Genomic DNA, 16,182 nt, shown 5'->3' on the forward strand with positions numbered 1-16,182 from the left:
CGGTTCAGGACCGTGATGCCCCGGTCGGCGTTCGGCTCACCGGTCGGCCGGCCGGCCGACGCGGGGGCCTGCACCCCGCAGGGTGCGCGGACGACCGGCGTGGCTCCGGCGACAGGTCGTCCCGGGGCGTACAGCTCGGTGCCGAGCAGCTCCGTGCTGCGGCGGGGGCTTCGGCCCTGCGACGCCGTGGCCTCATCGGCCTGGAACCGCGCGGAGCTCGTCGAGATCGAACAGCCGGACGTGACCCTGCGACTGTCGCGTACCGTGCTCGGTGCCGTGATGAGCAGAGCCACCACCTTCGCCCGGGCGACCGGCGAAGGCCGTGCCGAAGCGGAAGCCGACGCGCGGGTCCCGCGCACCTTCGGGATGCTCACCGACCGGCCTGACCCGCGCTTCCCGATCGTCACGCCGTAGCCTCGGGGGCGGGTGGGTCATCCGATCGGCTGACCCACCCGTCAGCCGTCCGGCTCTCGGAGGCCGACCGACGGGCCGATGGACCGCGAGACACCGTGACGGAGGCTGGGGGGAGGGCGACGGAGACCGAGGCGTCGCACCGGACTCCGCGATGGGGCAGAGGAATCAGCAGGAGGGTGTCGCCGATGACGACCAGGCCGGAACAGCGTCACACCGCGGCGGAGCCGTCCCGCAGCCACGGGACAGGGACCGGCCCGAGGCCGGTGACCAGGAGACGGCGCACGGCTGCTCTCGTAGGTGCGGTGCCGCTCGCTCTCACGGTGGCACTCGCCGGATGCGCTCCGGGCGCGGACACCTCCCCGTCCCCGGCCGCTGCCTCACCGCAAGACCGTAACGGCACGGCGCAGGAGGGCGGCGGCCCGGTCCGCACCCCTGAGGGGACCCTCCTGGTCACGGATTTCGGATCCGACACCGTCACCTTCGTCGACCCCTCGGAGCGTGAGGGGGCCGGCCGGGAGTCGGTCGAGGTCGGCACGGCTCCGTACGGCATCGTGCTCGGTGACGACGGCACGGCGTGGGTGGCGACGGCCGAAGGGGTGGCCGCGGTGGACACCGCGACCCGGAAGCGGACCGCCCTGATCCCGTACTCGACCGACACCGGCCCCGTGACCACGGGTGAGTACCGGGGCGGAGGCATGGGGATCGCACTCTCCCCGGACGAGCACACCGTCTACGTCGGGGTGAACGTCCCCGATGGCCCCGGAACCCTCGAGGCCATCGACACCGAGCGGCGCCAGGTGGTCGAGACGGTCCCGGTCGGCCGACGGCCCTTCGACGTCGACGTATCGGGTGACGGACGGCAGATCTACACGACCAACCACGACTCCTTCGACGTCACGGTCGTCGACGCGGCGTCCTGGCGGAGCCGCCGCATCGAAGTGGCCCCGTACGGGACCGAGGGCGGCCTCGGCTCCTGGCTGAAGCCGCACTACAGCGCCGTACGCCCCTCGGACGGCGCTCTCCTCCTCCCCTTCGAGGGCGAACGCCTCGCTGTAGTCGACCCGGACACCGGCCGTGTCGCCATCGAGCGCATGACGGCCGACACCCACCAGCACGGAGTCACGGTCACGGACGACGGGACGCTGTTCGCCGTCGGCACCGGCGCCATCGATCCGTCGACCGACGCAGGCCCTTCGCTGACCATCCGCGCACCCGGCGGAACGGAGCGCGTCATCCCGCTGGACGGTTCGCACGAAGACGTAGTGGTCTCCGAGGACGGCCGGACCGCCTACGTCTCCGGAGGATTCACCCGCGACGGCTACTGGGACGGCCTCAGCATCGTCGATGTGGCGACGGGTGACGTGACGCGGCTCCCGGCCGGTACACGGCCCCTGGGCATGGTGGTTCTGTAGCCCGCCGCCCGCCGCCCGCCGCCCGCCGCCCGCCGCCCGCCGGGCCCCGCCTCTGGACCGGGCGGGTCTGACACCCTCCTGATCCGGGACCCGGGTCCGGTCACGCCGTACCGAGGGGGCCCACGTCAGGAGGAGAGAGGGAAGTGAGCATGTTGAACGTCCAGCTGAGCGACGCCGACATCAGATATGCCGAACGGGCCGTGGAACTGGCAGGGGAAGCGCTCCGGGCCGGGGACGAGCCGTTCGGCTCCGTCCTGGTCAGCGCGGAGGGGATGATCCTTCGGGAGGCCCGCAACCTGGTCCGCACCCGGGAGGACGACACGCGCCATCCCGAGTTCGAACTCGCCCGATGGGCCGCGGGGCACCTGAGCGCCGAAGAACGGTCCTCGTCCGTCGTCTACACGTCGGGGGAACACTGCCCCATGTGCGCGGCTGCGCACGGCTGGGCGGGCCTCGGACGCATCGTCTACGCGCACGCGGGCGCGCAGCTCGCCCAATGGCTCACCGAGCTCGACGTGGCCCCGCCGCCCGTGCGGCCCCTGGGTATCCAGGAGATCGTGCCCGGCATCGAGGTCCAGGGGCCGATCCCCGCCTTCGCCGACCGTCTGCGGAGCATGCACCGCACCTTTCACACGAGGGCCGCGCCCCGGACCTGAGGCGGCTCTCGCGCCGGTCCGGTGCCCGTCCCGACGTGAGGGGTCGCTGAACACGGCGCGCCCGGTGTGTCAGAACGCGTACCGGATCGGCAGCCACGGGGCGTGCGCGTGGACCAGCCGGCGCACGGTGTCCACCGCCGCGGCCTTGGGGGCGTCGCGGTAGCGCACGTTCCAGCTGCCGTTCTGCGAGAGCTTGGCCTGCTGGAGCTCGGGGCGCCAGATGGTGTCCTCGGCGCGCGGGTGCCAGGACATGTTGACGTCGTGCAGGTCCCGGTTGTGCGTCAGCATGATCACTTCGGCCGCCGCCTGTTCCTTGACCGCGTCCGGCAGGACGTCGTCCATGTGCTGGAGCAGCTGCCCCCAGGCCTGCTCCCAGCCAGGTCTGATGACGACGGGGGAGAGGTTGAAGTGCACCTCGTACCCGGCCTCGACGAAGTCCGCCGCCGCCTCGATGCGCTGCTCGACAGGACTGGTACGGATGTCCAGCAGGCGGGAGTCGTCCGGTGGCATGAGGGAGAACCGCACACGGGTGCGCCCACGGGGCTGGAGAAGGAGAAGATCCGGATTGACGAACTTGGTCGCGAACGACGCCTTGGCCGTGGGCCAGTGCGAGAAGGCGCGCACCAGATCGGCGGTGTTCTCGCTGATCAGGGCGTCGACGGAGCAGTCGTTGTTCTCTCCGATGTCGTAGACCCACGCCTCCGGGTCGCACTGGTTCGGTTCCCTCTTCGGGCCCTGGCCCGCGACGTGCCGGGCCAGCCGGGCGATGATGCGGTCGATGTTGGTGAAGACGGTGACGGGATTGGCGTAGCCCTTCCGCCGGGGTACGTAGCAGTAGGCGCAGGCCATGGCGCAGCCGTTGGCGGCACCCGGGGCGATCCAGTCCGCGGACCGGCCGTTGACCCGGACCGTGAGTGTCTTCTTCTCGCCCAGCACCAGGACCGTGCTCTTGATCCGGACCCAGCGGTCGACGTTCCCCCTGTTTCCGTGCAGTTCCGGGATGCGCCAGTGGGAATCGACCGGGAGGACGTCGGCGTCCGGGAACCGGGCGAGTACCTCCCGTCCTCGCGGTGAGGCGGCGGCACCGGGCTCGGCGTGGATCTCGCGTACCGACAGCATCCGGCGCGCCTGGTCCGAGTCGCGAAAGGAAGGAACCTGGGGCACGAGGCCCTCGGGCCGGCCGCAGAGGTCCTCGAAGCCGAACAGCCCGTCCTGGACCGGGTCCGCGTCGCCCGGGAAAAAGGGGGTGGGGGTGTGCATGGCTTCCGCTCCGGGTTCTGTCACGTCACCCCAACGGTACGAGACGCGCCGGAGGTGCGGGTGCCGGGCCATGGGACCGGTGCGGTGGGAGGGCGGGTGACGGGTGGCGGCGGGCGACGTGACGGTGCGGTCGGAGGGCGGGCGGTGCCGGGCGACGGGGCCGGTGGGCGGGGCCGGTGGGCGGGCGCGGCTCGGGAGACGCGTTCGCCCACCCCCTGCGCGTCACCGAACGGCTGGCGTGCCGGCCCGTGGACGACGGGCGCCGGTGCACGTGGACGGCCGCGAGAAGGCGCTCGTCGGCAGCGGTGAAGGCCCGCGTGCTTTCCCCGCCGACGGCGAAGGCCCGCGTGAGCAGTTCCCCGCCGTCGGTGAAGCTCCTCGCCGGGGCCGATGTGTGGCCGGCTGGGCGCTGTTGCTCGTGCACACCCTTTCGCGCTGCTGCCGGAGCGGGCTGCGACGGATGGGGGGCCGTCGTCCGCCGCAGTCCGCCCGCTGCCGCACGATCGGTCCTGGAGGCACGGCAGGCGCGGGCCACATGCCTCGTTCGTGCGTCGTAGGGTGAAAACGTGGCTCCCCCCGATGGCCCCGGACGGCAGGACGGCGGTCTGACGACCGGCGAGGTCGCCAGGCGGCTCGGGGTGGCCCCGACCACGGTGCGCTCGTGGGACCGCAGGTACGGCCTCGGCCCCCGCCTCCGTACCGGTGGCACGCACCGGCGGTGGACGGCCGCTGACCTCGCGAGGCTGGAGCGGATGTGCGAGCTCACCACGACGGGCCTCCCGCCCTCGGAGGCGGCCAGACTGGCCCGGGAGCAGGCGTCCCCGGACGCGGGGCGGGCGCCGGAACAGTCCGCCGCCAAGGGTCCGGGCGCCCGCACCGGTGTCCGGCCGGGAGGTCTGCGCCAGGAAGGCCGAGGACTGGCCCGTGCCGCGCTCCGGCTGGACCCCGGCGCCCTCGACGAGCTGCTGGACACGGTGATCGCCGACCACGGCCTGGTTACCGCCTGGACCGAGGTGATCATGCCCACGCTCCAGGCGGTCGGCCGCAAGTGGGGGAGGACGGGTGAGAAGTACGTGGAGGTCGAGCACTTCCTCTCCTGGCACGTGGTCGGCGCCCTGCGCCGGTCCGCCCCGCCGGCGCCGTCCGTCCGGCCCGGCGCCACGGCCCTGTTGGCGTGCGTGCCCGGCGAGAATCACGAGCTGCCTCTCGAGGTCCTCGCGGCCGCACTGGCCGAGCGCGGTGTGCCGATCCGGATGTTCGGTGCCGCGCTGCCGGTCGAGGCGCTCGTCGAGGCCGTGCACAGGACCGGGCCGGTGGCGGTCGGCCTGTGGGCGCAGTCCCGTGCGTCCGCCAGCCGGCCGTTGGCCAGGCATGTGGCCGCCATGGAGTGGGGTGTGCGCGGAGCCCGCACACGCCCGGTGGTGCTGACCCTCGGTCCGGGGTGGGCAGGGCAGACGGTGCCGGGGCTGCCGCACCCGTCAGGCCTCGCCGAGGCCGTGACCGCCGTGCGGTCGGTGGTGGGCGTGACGGAGTGAGCATCCGGGTCGGACGGGGCAGGTCTTCCCGGTTGGTTCCCGCCGGACGGCCGTGAGAGGGCCCTTCTCCGGCCCGGTCCCGGAGATGTGCCAGATTGGCAACCATGGGGAGACAGGGGCGGAGCTACCGGTACGTGGGTCCGGCTGGTCCGAAGGCCGCAGTCAAGCCGGGCGGCGGCGCCCGGATCAGCTCGGCTGCCGACTTCGACGACTGGGTCACCGGCCGATCCGCGGGTGAGCTCGCCGAGCCGTTCACCTACGTGGTCGCTGCGGACGGTGTCATGCGGCTCGCGCCGCGACGGAGCGAGCACGTGGCCTGCGCCGAGGCCGAACCGGTCCTGGGCGCAGGCGAGATCGGCTTCACCCGTGAGACGGGCCGGTGGTCCGTGAGCGACATCAGCAATCAGTCGACCGGTTACTGCCCGGACGTCACATCGTGGTCGGCGGTGTCCCAGGCACTGGATCGCGTAGGGATCGACCGCCCGTCACGCTTCACCCATGAGGTGGTGTTCCGGCGCTGCCCGGCCTGCGAGGAGCACAACATCGTGCGCGAGGGCGACTTCGTCTGCGTGTTCTGCGACAGCGATCTGCCCGAGGCGTGGAACGTCGACCCCGAGTGATGAGAGAAGCGGATGCGGCGCACGGCGCGGTCCTGGCCGCTACACGGACCTGTTCCGCCCGTCGGCGTCACACCCTCGGCGGGGCGCCGCACGCGAGGGCGCTACGGCGGACATCGCCGCGTCCTTCACGGCCGGGGTCGACCGCGCCGCCGTGCCGTCACGAGACCGTGCCGGAGGGCAGTACGAACGGAGGCCGCACCGGAAGGTCCCGGTGCGGCCTCCTCGGGTCCTTCAGGCGGTCTCGCCGGAACCGGAACCGGAACCAGAACCGGGACCGGCCCCCTCCGCCTTTTTGATGCCCTTGGTGATGTCGTCCAGGACCGAGAGCTTCGGTGCCTCGGTGCTGATGTCGAAGCCCGAGCGGACTACCACCAGCATGCTCTTGAGGTTGGGAGAGGGGAACGCGAGCGATTCGACGTACCCGTCGTCGCCGTTCTTCGTCACCACCTTCCAGCGCACCAGGTAGCCCTTCTGCCCGGCGACCGTGACGGCCTCGGACCTGAGCTCCTCGTGCGAGGTGATGCCGCCGTAGATCTTCTCGCCGTACGACTCCTCGGCGTTGACCTTGATGTCGGCCTCCGCCGCGGCCTTCGCGGTGGTGGCCTCGACCTCCAGCGCCTGGGCCGGTGCGGAGAACACTCCACCGCGCACACACTTCTGGGAGTCGTCTCCGGGACAGGCGTGCTCTCCGGTCGTCACTCCGGCGCCGATCGGCCCGGACTGCCCGGTCCAGCCGTCGGGTACGGGGATGCTGATCCCGCTTGCCGCGTCGGTGGCGTACCCCTCCTCCGCCTGCGGCATCTGCCCACCGGGGTCGCGGTCGCCGCCGCCGTCCTCCCCGCCGTCTCCCGGGGCGCCCGGGAGGCGGGGGCTCTCCGAGGGCGCGGGGGCCGTGGCGGAGGAGTCGGCGCGGTCGTCCGAACTGTCGCCCAGGAGATAGGCGCCGCCGCCGACGGCCGCGAGTACGACGATGCCGGCGGCGATGCCCGCGCCGATGCGTATACGACGGCGCCGGACCGTCGCAGGAGGTATCCGGAGCTGGTCGGTCCAGCGGCTCCCGTCCCACCAGCGTTCCTGAATGGGGCCGATTCCTGAGTGCCCGGGGTCTGGATGCCAGCCGGGCGGGGTCATCTGGGTCACGACAGTACCGTAGGCGCACTCGGTGAGAATCGTATGAAACGCTGATCTCGGAGAAGGCGGGAGCATCCTCCAGAACCCTCACGGTGCGTCCCGAACGGGCGGCGCGAGGGCGGTGGCGAGGCCGCCGATCCCACCGCCGATGACCAGAAGGGGTCCCTCGGCCGTGCTCAGGATACGAGGACCTGCTGGCCTGCACCGCTTCCTGGCCGGTGTGCGCCGGACCGGATACGCGGTCAACCGGGAGGACACCGAGCGCGGCATCACGGCGATCGGCGCAGCCGTGCACGAACCGGGTGGCCGGGCCGTCGCGGTGCTCACGGTGTCGGCACCGACGCTCCGGCTGCCCCGGTCCCAGGTGGAGAAGGCCGCCGGCGTGCTCACGGCGGCCGCCCGGAGCATCAGCGAGGCGCTGTGACCGCGCCGACGGCCCTTCCGGCGGTGGGTCCTCCTACGGCTCGATCAGTCCGGCCCTGATCGCGTACCGGGTCAGCTCCAGGCGGTCGCGGAGCCCCAGCTTCTGCAGGAGATTGGCCCGGTGCCGCTCGACCGTCTTGACGCTGATCACGAGCATGCCCGCGATCTCCTTCGACGAATGGCCCTCGGCGACCAGCTTGAGGATCTCCTCCTCGCGCTCGGTGATCGCCCGGTCCGGCACGTCGCCGCCGTCCCTGACCCGGTCCAGATAGTGCCGGATGAGGGCGGTCACCGCGCCCGGGTAGAGGAACGGCTCGTCGCGCATGGCCGCCCGGCACGCCTCGACGAGATCCCGGTCGGCGACGGACTTCAGTACGAAACCCGAGGCGCCCGCCTTGAGGGCCTCGAAGAAGTACTGCTCGTTGTCGTACATGGTGAGCATCAGGATGCGCAGCTCCGGCATGGCCCGCGACAGCTCCCGGGCAGCCTGGAGGCCCGTGAGGCGTGGCATCGCGATGTCGAGGACAGCCAGGTCGGGCCGCTCCGCGCGCGCCATCTCGATGGCCTCGGCTCCGTCGCCCGCCTCGGCGACGACCTCGAGGTCCGGTTCGCCGTCGAGGATCAGCCGCACGCCGCGGCGGACCAGGGCATGGTCGTCGGCGAGCAGGATGCGCGTCCTCCCGGACCCGGCGGGGGAGTGTGGCACGGTCAGGCGCCTCCGTTCCGTACGGGCAGGTCGAGGCGTACGTCCGTGCCGCCTGCCGCACCTGCACCGAGAGTGAGTGTGGCACCGATGAGCAGGGCGCGTTCGCGCATGCCACGCAGGCCCGCGCCCTCGGGGGCGCCCCCGAGACCCCGGCCGTCGTCACGGATGCACAGCTCCACCCCGTCGGTGCTCCGGCGCAGGGAGAGTTCGAGCAGGGTCGCCCCGGCGTGCCGGACGGTGTTCGTGACGGCTTCCTGGGCGATGCGGTAGACGACGAGCTCGGCCTCCTCGCCGAGCGGCGGCAGGTCCTTCTCCATCCGCCGCCGGACCGTCAGCCCTCTCGGTGTCGGTGTCTCGGTGGTCAGGGCCGTCAGTGCGCTGACCAGACCCAGCTCCTCCAGCACCCCGGGGCGCAGCCGTCGCGCGATCCTGCGGATCTCGTCGAGGCTGCCCCGGGTGATCTCCTGGACCTGGGCCAGTTCCTCCCGCAGAGGCTCCGGGGCGTGACCCGTGACCCGTTTCAGCTCCAGCAGGACAGCGGTCAAGGTCTGGCCCACTTCGTCGTGCAGCTCCTGGGCGACCCGGCGGCGCTCGGCCTCCTGCGCCCAGAGGGCCCGGGCGCTGCTGGTCGCGCGCTCCGCCTCCAGCCGGTCGAGCATGCTGTTGAACGTCTCGATCAGGGCCGCGACCTCGCCCTCACCGGCGACCTCCGGGCGTGGCCGTGGGCTCAGCAGGTCGATGGTGGTCATCGCCCGGGTGACCCGTTGCAGCGGCGCGAGGCCCAGGCGCAGGAGCAGCGCGTTCGCGCCGAGCATCAGCGTCATCCCGCCGGCCAGGATCAGGGCCTCGGTCAGCACCACCGGGGCGGACACGGTGATCGGGCCGAGCAGCAGCAGAGCTCCGGCGGCCACCAGCACCGCGGCGTTGAGCAGGAAGATGCGCCAGAACAGGGACAAGGCCGCGCGGCCTCCTTCGGACGGGAACACTGGCGAGTGACTGCCCCCACTATCGCCGGTCGGCGCCGGCGACAGACTGTGCCCGGCCCCCGTGGCCGCGTCTGCATGGTGCACCCCCTCGAAGATGGGTGTCAGCCCCGATGGTCCCGGGCACCAGCACTCCCGGACGATGGAGGCCGGTCCGACGGATCCTGATCCGGGAGGGAGTCACCATGCCCCACTACGACGAGAGGCTGCGCGGCCTCGAGGACCGTCCCCGCACCGACGACCCCGAACGCGCCGACGCCCCGGTCCGGGACGCGGGCCGGGACGCCTCGCGTGGAACCCGCCCCAGCCGCCAGACATGGCTGTGGCTCACCGTCGGTGTCGTCGGCCTCCTGGCCGGCATCTTCATCGGTCACGGTCTGCTCATTGCCGCAGGTCTGGTGGTGGCAGGGATGGCGGGGCAGCTCCTCGACCCGCAGCGGAGCAGGCCACGGGGCAGCGTGCCCGGACCCCGCTGAGCCCGAGCCACGGCCGGTCCCCGCTGAGCCGCCTCCCGGGCTTTGGTCCGACCACACACCGTGTGTGACATAGTCGGTGCATGCGTATCGCCCGGACCAGGGAGTAGCGGATGCCCGTCGAGTGGCAACCCGTACGGCAGGCCCGCACCCACGAGCTCGTGCTCCAGAGCATCGAGGAGCGGGTCTTCGCCGGAGAGCTCAAGGCGGGCGACCGCCTGCCGCCCGAGCGGGAGCTCGCGCCGGTGCTCGGTGTCAGCCGGTCCGCGCTGCGCGAGGCGCTCAGGGTGCTGGAGACCATCGGTGTCCTCGTCGCCCAGCCCGGTCGCGGCCCGGACTCCGGAGCGCGCATCGTGCGCAACCCGGACGACGCACTCGGCCGTCTGCTGCGGCTCCACTTCGCGCTGGGCAGCTACGGTCTGCACGACGTCCTGGAGGCGCGCGTCACGCTGGAGCGGTCGAGCTGGGAGGCCGCCGCCCGGCACGCCCGGGCCGACGACCTCGACGCGGCGGAGGAACTCGTCCGGCGGATGGGCGAGCCGGAGGTGGGCGTGGCCGAATTCAACGACCTCGACACCCGCTTCCACGTGCTGATCGCCGGAAGCTCGGGCAACGCCCTGACGTCGACGCTCACTTCGGCGGTGCGGGAGTCCGTCCGCCCACTGATCCTGCGTGCCCTGGAGGATGCCGAGGACTGGCCGGCGACGGCCGGCGCCCTCAACGCCCAGCACGCGCAGTTGCTGCGGCTGGTGCGCGAGGGCCGGGGCGGCGAAGCCGCAGACCTGGTCGAGGAGCACATCCGGGGCCTGCACGGAAAGCTGGTCGACGAGGACGAGGCGCCGTAGGGACGTGACGCCCGCCGAGGAACGGGGGCGGGGAGAGTGCGCACGCACTCTCCCCGCCCCCGTTCCGCTTCCCCTCCGCCGGGCGCGCCCGCAGCCTTCCCCATGAGGACCGAGGCTAGTATGGTCGGACCATAAATGACCGGGGAGGTCCCATGCGTATCGGACTCTTCGCCACCTGTCTGGGAGACACGCTCTTCCCGGAGGCGGTGAAATCGACCGCGGTGCTGCTCGCCCGTCTGGGCCACGAGGTGGTCTTCCCGCCGGACCAGACCTGCTGCGGCCAGATGCACGTCAACACCGGCTACCAGCGCGAACCCGTCCCGCTGGTGCGCAACTTCGCCGAGCAGTTCGGGGACGCCTCGATCGACGCGGTCGTCATGCCGTCCGGCTCGTGCGCCGGCTCGGTCCGCCACCAGCACGAGATCGTCGCGAAGCGGTACGGCGACGCCGCGCTGCAGGCCGGGGTCGCCACGGTCAAGGCCAAGACGTACGAGCTCTCCGAACTCCTCGTCGACGTGCTGGGCGTCACCCAGGTCGGCGCGTACTTCCCGCACCGGGTCACCTACCACCCCACCTGCCACTCCCTGCGCATGCTCCGGGTCGGAGACAAGCCGCTGAAGCTCCTGCGCGCCGTCGAGGGCATCGACCTGGCCGAGCTTCCCGAGGCCGACTCCTGCTGCGGCTTCGGCGGGACCTTCGCCCTCAAGAACGCCGAGACCTCCACCGCGATGCTCCAGGACAAGATGCGCAACATCTCCGACACGAAGGCCGATGTGTGCGCGGCGGGGGACTCCTCCTGCCTGATGCACATCGGCGGCGGGCTCTCCCGCATCAGGTCCGGTACGCGCACGCTGCATCTCGCCCAGATCCTCGGATCCACCCGCTCCGCGCCGTACGCCATGATGGAGGCCGCCCGATGAGCACGTTCCTCGGCATGCCCGCCGCCCCGCCCCGCTCCCCGTACGGCACGGGCAACCTGCGCGGCGACCGGAAGTTCCCCGAGGCGGCCCACGACGAGCTCCGCAACGAACAGCTGCGACGCAACCTCGGCAGGGCCACGCGCACCATCCGGACCAAGCGCCTAGGCGTGACCGGCGAACTCCCCGACTGGGAGCACCTGCGAGACGCCGGATCGGCCGTCAAGACCGACACGATGAACCGGCTTCCCGAACTCCTGGAACAGCTGGAGCAGAAGGTCACCGAGCGCGGCGGCACGGTCCACTGGGCTCGCGACGGCGTCGAGGCCAACGAGATCGTCACCCGGCTGGTCAGGGCGACCGGCAGCAGCGACGTCATCAAGGTCAAGTCGATGGCCACCCAGGAGATCGGCCTCAACGAGCACCTCGAGGCGGCCGGCATCACGCCGTACGAGACCGATCTCGCCGAGCTCATCGTGCAGCTCGCCGACGACAAGCCCTCGCACATCCTGGTACCCGCGATCCACCGCAACCGCGACGAGATCCGGCAGATCTTCCTCGACGCGATCCCCGGCGTCGACCCGGATCTCGACAACGTGCCCGCACACCTCGCCGCCGCGGCCCGCGCCTACCTGCGCGAGAAGTTCATGACGACCAGGGTGGCGGTCTCGGGTGCCAACTTCGGCATCGCCGAGACCGGCACCCTGGCGGTGGTCGAGTCGGAGGGCAACGGCCGGATGTGCCTGACCCTGCCCGACACCCTCATCACGGTGATGGGCATCGAGAAGGTCCTGCCGCGATATCAGGACCTGGAGGTGTTCCTCCAGCTGCTGCCACGCTCCTCGACCGGCGAGCGGATGAATCCGTACACCTCGATGTGGACCGGCGTGACACCCGGCGACGGACCGCAGGACTTCCACCTCGTCCTCCTTGACAACGGCCGCACCGCCGCGCTCGCCGACACGATCGGCCGCGAGGCGCTCAACTGCATCCGCTGCTCCGCCTGTCTCAACGTCTGCCCCGTGTACGAGCGGGCCGGTGGCCATGCCTACGGATCGACGTACCCCGGTCCGATCGGTGCCGTGCTCACTCCGCAGCTCGCCGGGATGCACGCGGCGAAGAACGACCCCAACAGCTCGCTGCCGTACGCCTCCAGCCTCTGCGGGGCCTGCTTCGACGCCTGCCCCGTGAAGATCGACATCCCCTCGATGCTCGTCGAACTGCGTCACCAGCACACCGAACAGTCGGGGACCACGGCGGAGAAGCTCGCCATGAAGGCCGCGGCAGGGGTGATGAAGAAGCCGAAGCTCTTCACCGCCGCGCAGAAGGCGGCCTCCCTCGGCAGGGTCGTCGGAGGGCGGGAAGGCACGATCTCCCGTCTGCCCGCCCCCCTCAGTGGCTGGAGCGACAGCCGCGACACCGCAGCCCCGCCCAGGCAGTCCTTCCGCTCCTGGCTGGCATCGGCCGAGGGCGCGGCGACGATGCGGGCCGCAGCCGAGGAGGGCGCGGGGCGCGCCCCCGAAACCCCCGAGGAGGACCGGTGACCACTCCCACCGCACGCGACACGGTGCTCGGCCGGATCAGGGACGCCCTGGCACTCGCACCCACCCCCGACACCCGCATCCCCCGCCTCTACCGCACCGGCCGTACCTTCCCGGACGGCGAGCGCCTCGCGCTCCTGACCGACCGGCTCGTCGACTACAAGGCCCAGGTCCACCCCTGCACGGGCGACCGCACCGCCGAAGTGGTCGCGGAGATCCTGCGCGAGCGCGGCGCACGGCGGATCGGCGTCCCGGACGGACTGGACGAGCAGTGGCTCAGCGCCTACGACGGCGAGGTCCAGCGGGACTCCGCGGACATCCCCGCGCCGAGCCTCGACGCGCTGGACGGGGTGGTCACGGCCTCCGCCGTCACCTGCGCGGAGACGGGCACGATCTTCCTGGACGGTTCGCCCGACCAGGGCCGGCGCGCACTGTCCCTCGTCCCCGACCTCCACGTGTGCGTGGTCGATCTGTCCTCGGTCGTGGCAGGCGTCCCGGAGGCGGTGGCCGGGCTGGTGCCGGAGAGGCCGACGACCCTGATCAGCGGCCCGTCGGCCACGTCCGACATCGAACTCGAGCGGGTGGAAGGTGTCCACGGCCCGCGCACCCTCGCGGTGGTGATCCGCACGGACGCCTAGGGGGTCCCACCCTGGTGCCCGCACCCGCACCAGGGTGGGCGGGGCGTCAGGCGTCGAGGTCGTAGAGGACGAACTCCTCCCAGGACCCGGTGATGTCGTGGAGCGGGCGCGCAGTGAGTACTGGAGCGATCCGGTGTAACCGTTCTCCATGGTGACGAAGAGCCCGTTCAGCGTGGACTGGATCGCCCAGCGGTCAAGGACCTCGTTGTAGTAGAGGGCGAAGCGCTCCCAGCCGCCCGCGCTCGCGGAACGGGCACGCAGCACGTTCTGCGCGCTGCCGGCCAACTCTTCTCGACCGCCACGTAGAGGTTGTTCGCCAGGGACTTCATCGCGCACGTTCCGGTGGTGTCGTCCCACTCGAAGGCGAAGCCCTCCCAGGCGCCACCGACATCGAGCGAACGGGCCCGCAGCACACCCGTGTTGGGTGCGGCGTAGTTCAGCTCGGTGGCTACGAACTGCGAGTTGCGGGCCGATTGCAGGGCGAGGAGCTCGGTCTCCGCGGAGCGGCGGATACGCCGTCACGGGCGGCGAGCGGGGCCTGCCGCGTGTCCGCCTCCTCGGAGATACGCGCCAGGTCGGCGCCGTCCACCGCCAGCCAGCCGCTCGGTACGGCGGCCGGTCCGTCGGCCGCCGGCGCGGCTCCGGCGGGGGGTGAGGCAAGCGCGGTGACCGCAACAACGGCACTCAGGGAAAGCAGAACGGACGTAATGCGTCCCACAGGTATTCCTCGATCGTTGTCAGAAGAATTCCGGGCCTGCGGGAAATGGTTCGCGATGTATTCACGGACCCGTGTCGTCGTGTCGACGAACGGCACGGGCGGACGGACCTCTGCCGTCAACGGTTTCCACCGCATGGAAGAGCAGTCCCCCGGATTCCCCGCAGCCCCCCAGGCTGAGGTCGACGCCCTCCTCGGGCGTTTCCACAGCCGCCGCGCCACTTGACGAAGCGGCCTCAGCGTAACGGCGTGACAGGTGTTCCGGAAATGAATTGAAGGGATTTCGCGAAGCCCTGACAGCCGCCTTGCTGAAGTACTGATTCCGCAGTTCTCCGTTAAGGCGAGTGACGTTTTATGTTTCCTTCGTGGACGTGCGTCGCCGGATGCGGAACCCCTTCAGTCCTCGGCGAGGCCACGCTCATATGCCGCAAGCGTGTCGACGAACATCCGCCGTTGGCCGGCAGTCAGAGGGGCGAGCGCCTCCCGCCAGGCGGTCGCGCCGCGGCCCAGCCATTTCTGGATCGTGTCCCTGTGCGCCTCGGAGATGCTCACGATCTTGCGGCGCCGGTCCGCCTCCGACTCCTTCCGTTCCAGGACCCCTTTCCGGCTCAACTCGCCCACCATCAGGCTGACCGTCGTCGGCGCCACCTCCAGCCGCGCCGCCAGGTCGTTGACGCTCATCGGCCCGTCGAAGAGCAGGTAGGCGAGCAGCGACAGGTGCCGGGGGGCGAGCGCGAGCGTCCGGAGCTCCTCCGGCACCGGGATCCGTTTCGCCCGGCCGACCATGCGCGGCATGAGGAGGAGCAGCTCCCGGATCGCTCCGTCGACATCCGGATCGGCGTCACCCTGCGTCGGGCCGGCGGTTGACACGGTCCTCACCTCTCAATAGCTTTGATGACAAAGCTTATTTGCTTTCGAAGCAAATAAGTGCGTGGAGCGATGCTATCGGAGGGCTGGATTCGTGACTGAGCAGCGCCCATCACCTGCGGCTTTCAACCAGCAGGTCATCGAGGAGTTCCGTACGAACGGGGGCAAGGTGGGCGGGATGTTCGCCGGTGCCCCGCTCGTGCTGCTGACCACCACCGGGGCCCGCAGCGGCCGGGCCCGGACGAACCCGGTGGTGTACGCGCGGGACGGCGCCAGGGTCCTGGTCTTCGCGTCCAACGCGGGCGGGCCCAGGCACCCCGACTGGTACAGGAACCTGATCGCCGATCCCCGGGTCACCGTGGAGATCGGCACCGAGGACGGCGGAGTGGAGACGTACGCGGCCACAGCGGTACCGGCCGACGGTGAGGAGCGCGACCGTCTCTACCAGGCGCAGTGCGAACGCGACCCGGCCTTCTCCGCCTACCAGGCCGGCACCACCCGGGTCATCCCCGTCGTCGCCCTGAACCGCCTCGACCTCTCCGACCCGGAGCGCAACCGTGCGCTGGGTGCCTTCCTCCTACGGGTCCACGGCGAACTCAGAGGAGAACTCGCCACGCTGCGCCAGGACGTCGACGACTATCTCGCGCGGTCGGCCGAACCCCATGGGCCCGTACGGGCGGAGCCGTCCTTGGGGCGACAACTGGCCACACACTGCCTGACGTTCTGCAACGCCCTTCACTCGCACCACATCAGCGAGGACAGCGCCTTCACCGACTTCGAGAAGCACTTTCCCGGACTCGCCCCAGCGATCGCGCAGCTCCGCGAGGAGCACCGCACCGTGGCGACCGTCCTGGCCGGAATCGAAACCCTGCTGGAGACTCTTGCCTCCCGGTCCGCCGCAGGGGAGACCGAGGCGCTCAGGACCGAGCTGGCACGACTGGCCGACGACCTCGAGGCGCACTTCGACCACGAGGAACGGCACCTGCTCCCCACACTCACCGGGCACGACGGACCCGCCGACGCGTGAACGCACGCGTCGGCGGGCC

Annotated in this window: 17 protein-coding genes and 1 pseudogene; 12 read left to right on the plus strand and 6 right to left on the minus strand. The window is 71.4% G+C overall.

What is annotated here, in order from left to right:
• Positions 1 to 15: 15 nt before the first annotated feature.
• The 3 genes from HED23_RS15280 to HED23_RS15290 all read left to right on the plus strand — a co-directional run bounded on the left by HED23_RS15280 (position 16) and on the right by HED23_RS15290 (position 2,482).
• A complete protein-coding gene (locus HED23_RS15280) occupies positions 16 to 414 on the plus strand; it encodes an alkyl sulfatase C-terminal domain-containing protein (protein ID WP_203183969.1) in 399 nt (132 codons plus the stop codon).
• A gap of 185 nt (positions 415 to 599) precedes the next feature.
• A complete protein-coding gene (locus HED23_RS15285) occupies positions 600 to 1,826 on the plus strand; it encodes a YncE family protein (protein ID WP_238441964.1) in 1,227 nt (408 codons plus the stop codon).
• Between the two features lie 149 nt (positions 1,827 to 1,975).
• The gene (locus HED23_RS15290) at positions 1,976 to 2,482 is read left to right on the plus strand and encodes a nucleoside deaminase (RefSeq protein WP_203187493.1); all 507 of its coding nucleotides are present in this window, start codon (positions 1,976 to 1,978) and stop codon (positions 2,480 to 2,482) included.
• A 69-nt stretch (positions 2,483 to 2,551) separates the two neighbouring features.
• Here the strand turns inward: HED23_RS15290 and HED23_RS15295 are convergent, their stop codons facing one another.
• Positions 2,552 to 3,742, minus strand: coding sequence for a spore photoproduct lyase family protein (locus tag HED23_RS15295; protein WP_203187494.1), 1,191 nt, complete (start codon positions 3,740 to 3,742; stop codon positions 2,552 to 2,554).
• 566 nt (positions 3,743 to 4,308) lie between these two features.
• Here HED23_RS15295 and HED23_RS15300 point away from each other — a divergent pair.
• Positions 4,309 to 5,277, plus strand: coding sequence for a MerR family transcriptional regulator (locus HED23_RS15300; RefSeq protein WP_203183970.1), 969 nt, complete (start codon positions 4,309 to 4,311; stop codon positions 5,275 to 5,277).
• Positions 5,278 to 5,381: 104 nt separating this feature from the next.
• On the plus strand, positions 5,382 to 5,897 hold the full coding sequence (locus HED23_RS15305) for a hypothetical protein (protein ID WP_203183971.1): 516 nt from the start codon (positions 5,382 to 5,384) through the stop codon (positions 5,895 to 5,897).
• Between the two features lie 231 nt (positions 5,898 to 6,128).
• Here HED23_RS15305 and HED23_RS15310 read toward each other — a convergent pair whose 3' ends face one another.
• Positions 6,129 to 7,028: a DUF2510 domain-containing protein gene (locus HED23_RS15310; protein WP_203187495.1), complete on the minus strand. Its 900-nt coding sequence runs from the start codon at positions 7,026 to 7,028 to the stop codon at positions 6,129 to 6,131.
• A gap of 172 nt (positions 7,029 to 7,200) precedes the next feature.
• Between HED23_RS15310 and HED23_RS15315 the strand changes: the two genes are divergently transcribed.
• Positions 7,201 to 7,452 carry an IclR family transcriptional regulator domain-containing protein gene (locus tag HED23_RS15315; RefSeq protein ID WP_238441965.1) on the plus strand — a complete coding sequence of 84 codons (252 nt, stop codon included), beginning with the start codon at positions 7,201 to 7,203 and terminating at the stop codon, positions 7,450 to 7,452.
• Positions 7,453 to 7,485: 33 nt separating this feature from the next.
• Here the strand turns inward: HED23_RS15315 and HED23_RS15320 are convergent, their stop codons facing one another.
• Positions 7,486 to 8,157 (minus strand): response regulator, encoded by a 672-nt coding sequence (locus HED23_RS15320; RefSeq protein WP_203183973.1) that lies wholly within the window; start codon positions 8,155 to 8,157, stop codon positions 7,486 to 7,488.
• Positions 8,158 to 8,159: 2 nt separating this feature from the next.
• Positions 8,160 to 9,113, minus strand: coding sequence for a HAMP domain-containing sensor histidine kinase (locus HED23_RS15325; protein WP_203183974.1), 954 nt, complete (start codon positions 9,111 to 9,113; stop codon positions 8,160 to 8,162).
• Between the two features lie 212 nt (positions 9,114 to 9,325).
• Here HED23_RS15325 and HED23_RS15330 point away from each other — a divergent pair, with 212 nt between their 5' ends.
• From HED23_RS15330 to HED23_RS15350, 5 genes are all read left to right on the plus strand, one after another.
• Positions 9,326 to 9,616, plus strand: coding sequence for a DUF3040 domain-containing protein (locus HED23_RS15330; protein ID WP_203183975.1), 291 nt, complete (start codon positions 9,326 to 9,328; stop codon positions 9,614 to 9,616).
• 110 nt (positions 9,617 to 9,726) lie between these two features.
• Positions 9,727 to 10,458: a FadR/GntR family transcriptional regulator gene (locus HED23_RS15335; RefSeq protein WP_203183976.1), complete on the plus strand. Its 732-nt coding sequence runs from the start codon at positions 9,727 to 9,729 to the stop codon at positions 10,456 to 10,458.
• Between the two features lie 152 nt (positions 10,459 to 10,610).
• Positions 10,611 to 11,378 (plus strand): (Fe-S)-binding protein, encoded by a 768-nt coding sequence (locus HED23_RS15340; RefSeq protein ID WP_203183977.1) that lies wholly within the window; start codon positions 10,611 to 10,613, stop codon positions 11,376 to 11,378.
• A complete protein-coding gene (locus tag HED23_RS15345; protein WP_203183978.1) occupies positions 11,375 to 12,919 on the plus strand; it encodes a lactate utilization protein B in 1,545 nt (514 codons plus the stop codon). Before HED23_RS15340 ends, HED23_RS15345 begins: the two co-directional genes overlap by 4 nt.
• On the plus strand, positions 12,916 to 13,554 hold the full coding sequence (locus HED23_RS15350) for a LutC/YkgG family protein (protein ID WP_203183979.1): 639 nt from the start codon (positions 12,916 to 12,918) through the stop codon (positions 13,552 to 13,554). Before HED23_RS15345 ends, HED23_RS15350 begins: the two co-directional genes overlap by 4 nt.
• Positions 13,555 to 13,600: 46 nt before the next feature.
• Here HED23_RS15350 and HED23_RS36065 read toward each other — a convergent pair.
• Together HED23_RS36065 and HED23_RS15355 are read right to left on the minus strand one after the other, a co-directional pair.
• A pseudogene (locus tag HED23_RS36065) lies at positions 13,601 to 14,263 on the minus strand (fascin domain-containing protein).
• A 402-nt stretch (positions 14,264 to 14,665) separates the two neighbouring features.
• On the minus strand, positions 14,666 to 15,064 hold the full coding sequence (locus HED23_RS15355; RefSeq protein WP_203187496.1) for a MarR family winged helix-turn-helix transcriptional regulator: 399 nt from the start codon (positions 15,062 to 15,064) through the stop codon (positions 14,666 to 14,668).
• A 166-nt stretch (positions 15,065 to 15,230) separates the two neighbouring features.
• Between HED23_RS15355 and HED23_RS15360 the strand changes: the two genes are divergently transcribed.
• Complete coding sequence (locus HED23_RS15360; RefSeq protein WP_238441966.1) at positions 15,231 to 16,163, plus strand: nitroreductase/quinone reductase family protein; 933 nt, start codon at positions 15,231 to 15,233, stop codon at positions 16,161 to 16,163.
• Positions 16,164 to 16,182: the final 19 nt, after the last annotated feature.

It is taken from the genome of Streptomyces pratensis, from assembly GCF_016804005.1.
In the GTDB taxonomy this organism is placed as follows: domain Bacteria; phylum Actinomycetota; class Actinomycetes; order Streptomycetales; family Streptomycetaceae; genus Streptomyces; species Streptomyces pratensis_A.

Coding starts and splice junctions, on each gene's coding strand:
- HED23_RS15330 (WP_203183975.1), top strand. CDS start 9,326: ATGCCCCACTACGACGAGAGGCTGCGCGGCCTCGAGGACCGTCCCCGC.
- HED23_RS15310 (WP_203187495.1), bottom strand. CDS start 7,028: ATGACCCCGCCCGGCTGGCATCCAGACCCCGGGCACTCAGGAATCGGC.
- HED23_RS15290 (WP_203187493.1), top strand. CDS start 1,976: ATGTTGAACGTCCAGCTGAGCGACGCCGACATCAGATATGCCGAACGG.
- HED23_RS15335 (WP_203183976.1), top strand. CDS start 9,727: ATGCCCGTCGAGTGGCAACCCGTACGGCAGGCCCGCACCCACGAGCTC.
- HED23_RS15340 (WP_203183977.1), top strand. CDS start 10,611: ATGCGTATCGGACTCTTCGCCACCTGTCTGGGAGACACGCTCTTCCCG.
- HED23_RS15295 (WP_203187494.1), bottom strand. CDS start 3,742: ATGCACACCCCCACCCCCTTTTTCCCGGGCGACGCGGACCCGGTCCAG.
- HED23_RS15305 (WP_203183971.1), top strand. CDS start 5,382: ATGGGGAGACAGGGGCGGAGCTACCGGTACGTGGGTCCGGCTGGTCCG.
- HED23_RS15280 (WP_203183969.1), top strand. CDS start 16: ATGCCCCGGTCGGCGTTCGGCTCACCGGTCGGCCGGCCGGCCGACGCG.
- HED23_RS15285 (WP_238441964.1), top strand. CDS start 600: ATGACGACCAGGCCGGAACAGCGTCACACCGCGGCGGAGCCGTCCCGC.
- HED23_RS15345 (WP_203183978.1), top strand. CDS start 11,375: ATGAGCACGTTCCTCGGCATGCCCGCCGCCCCGCCCCGCTCCCCGTAC.
- HED23_RS15355 (WP_203187496.1), bottom strand. CDS start 15,064: ATGCCGCGCATGGTCGGCCGGGCGAAACGGATCCCGGTGCCGGAGGAG.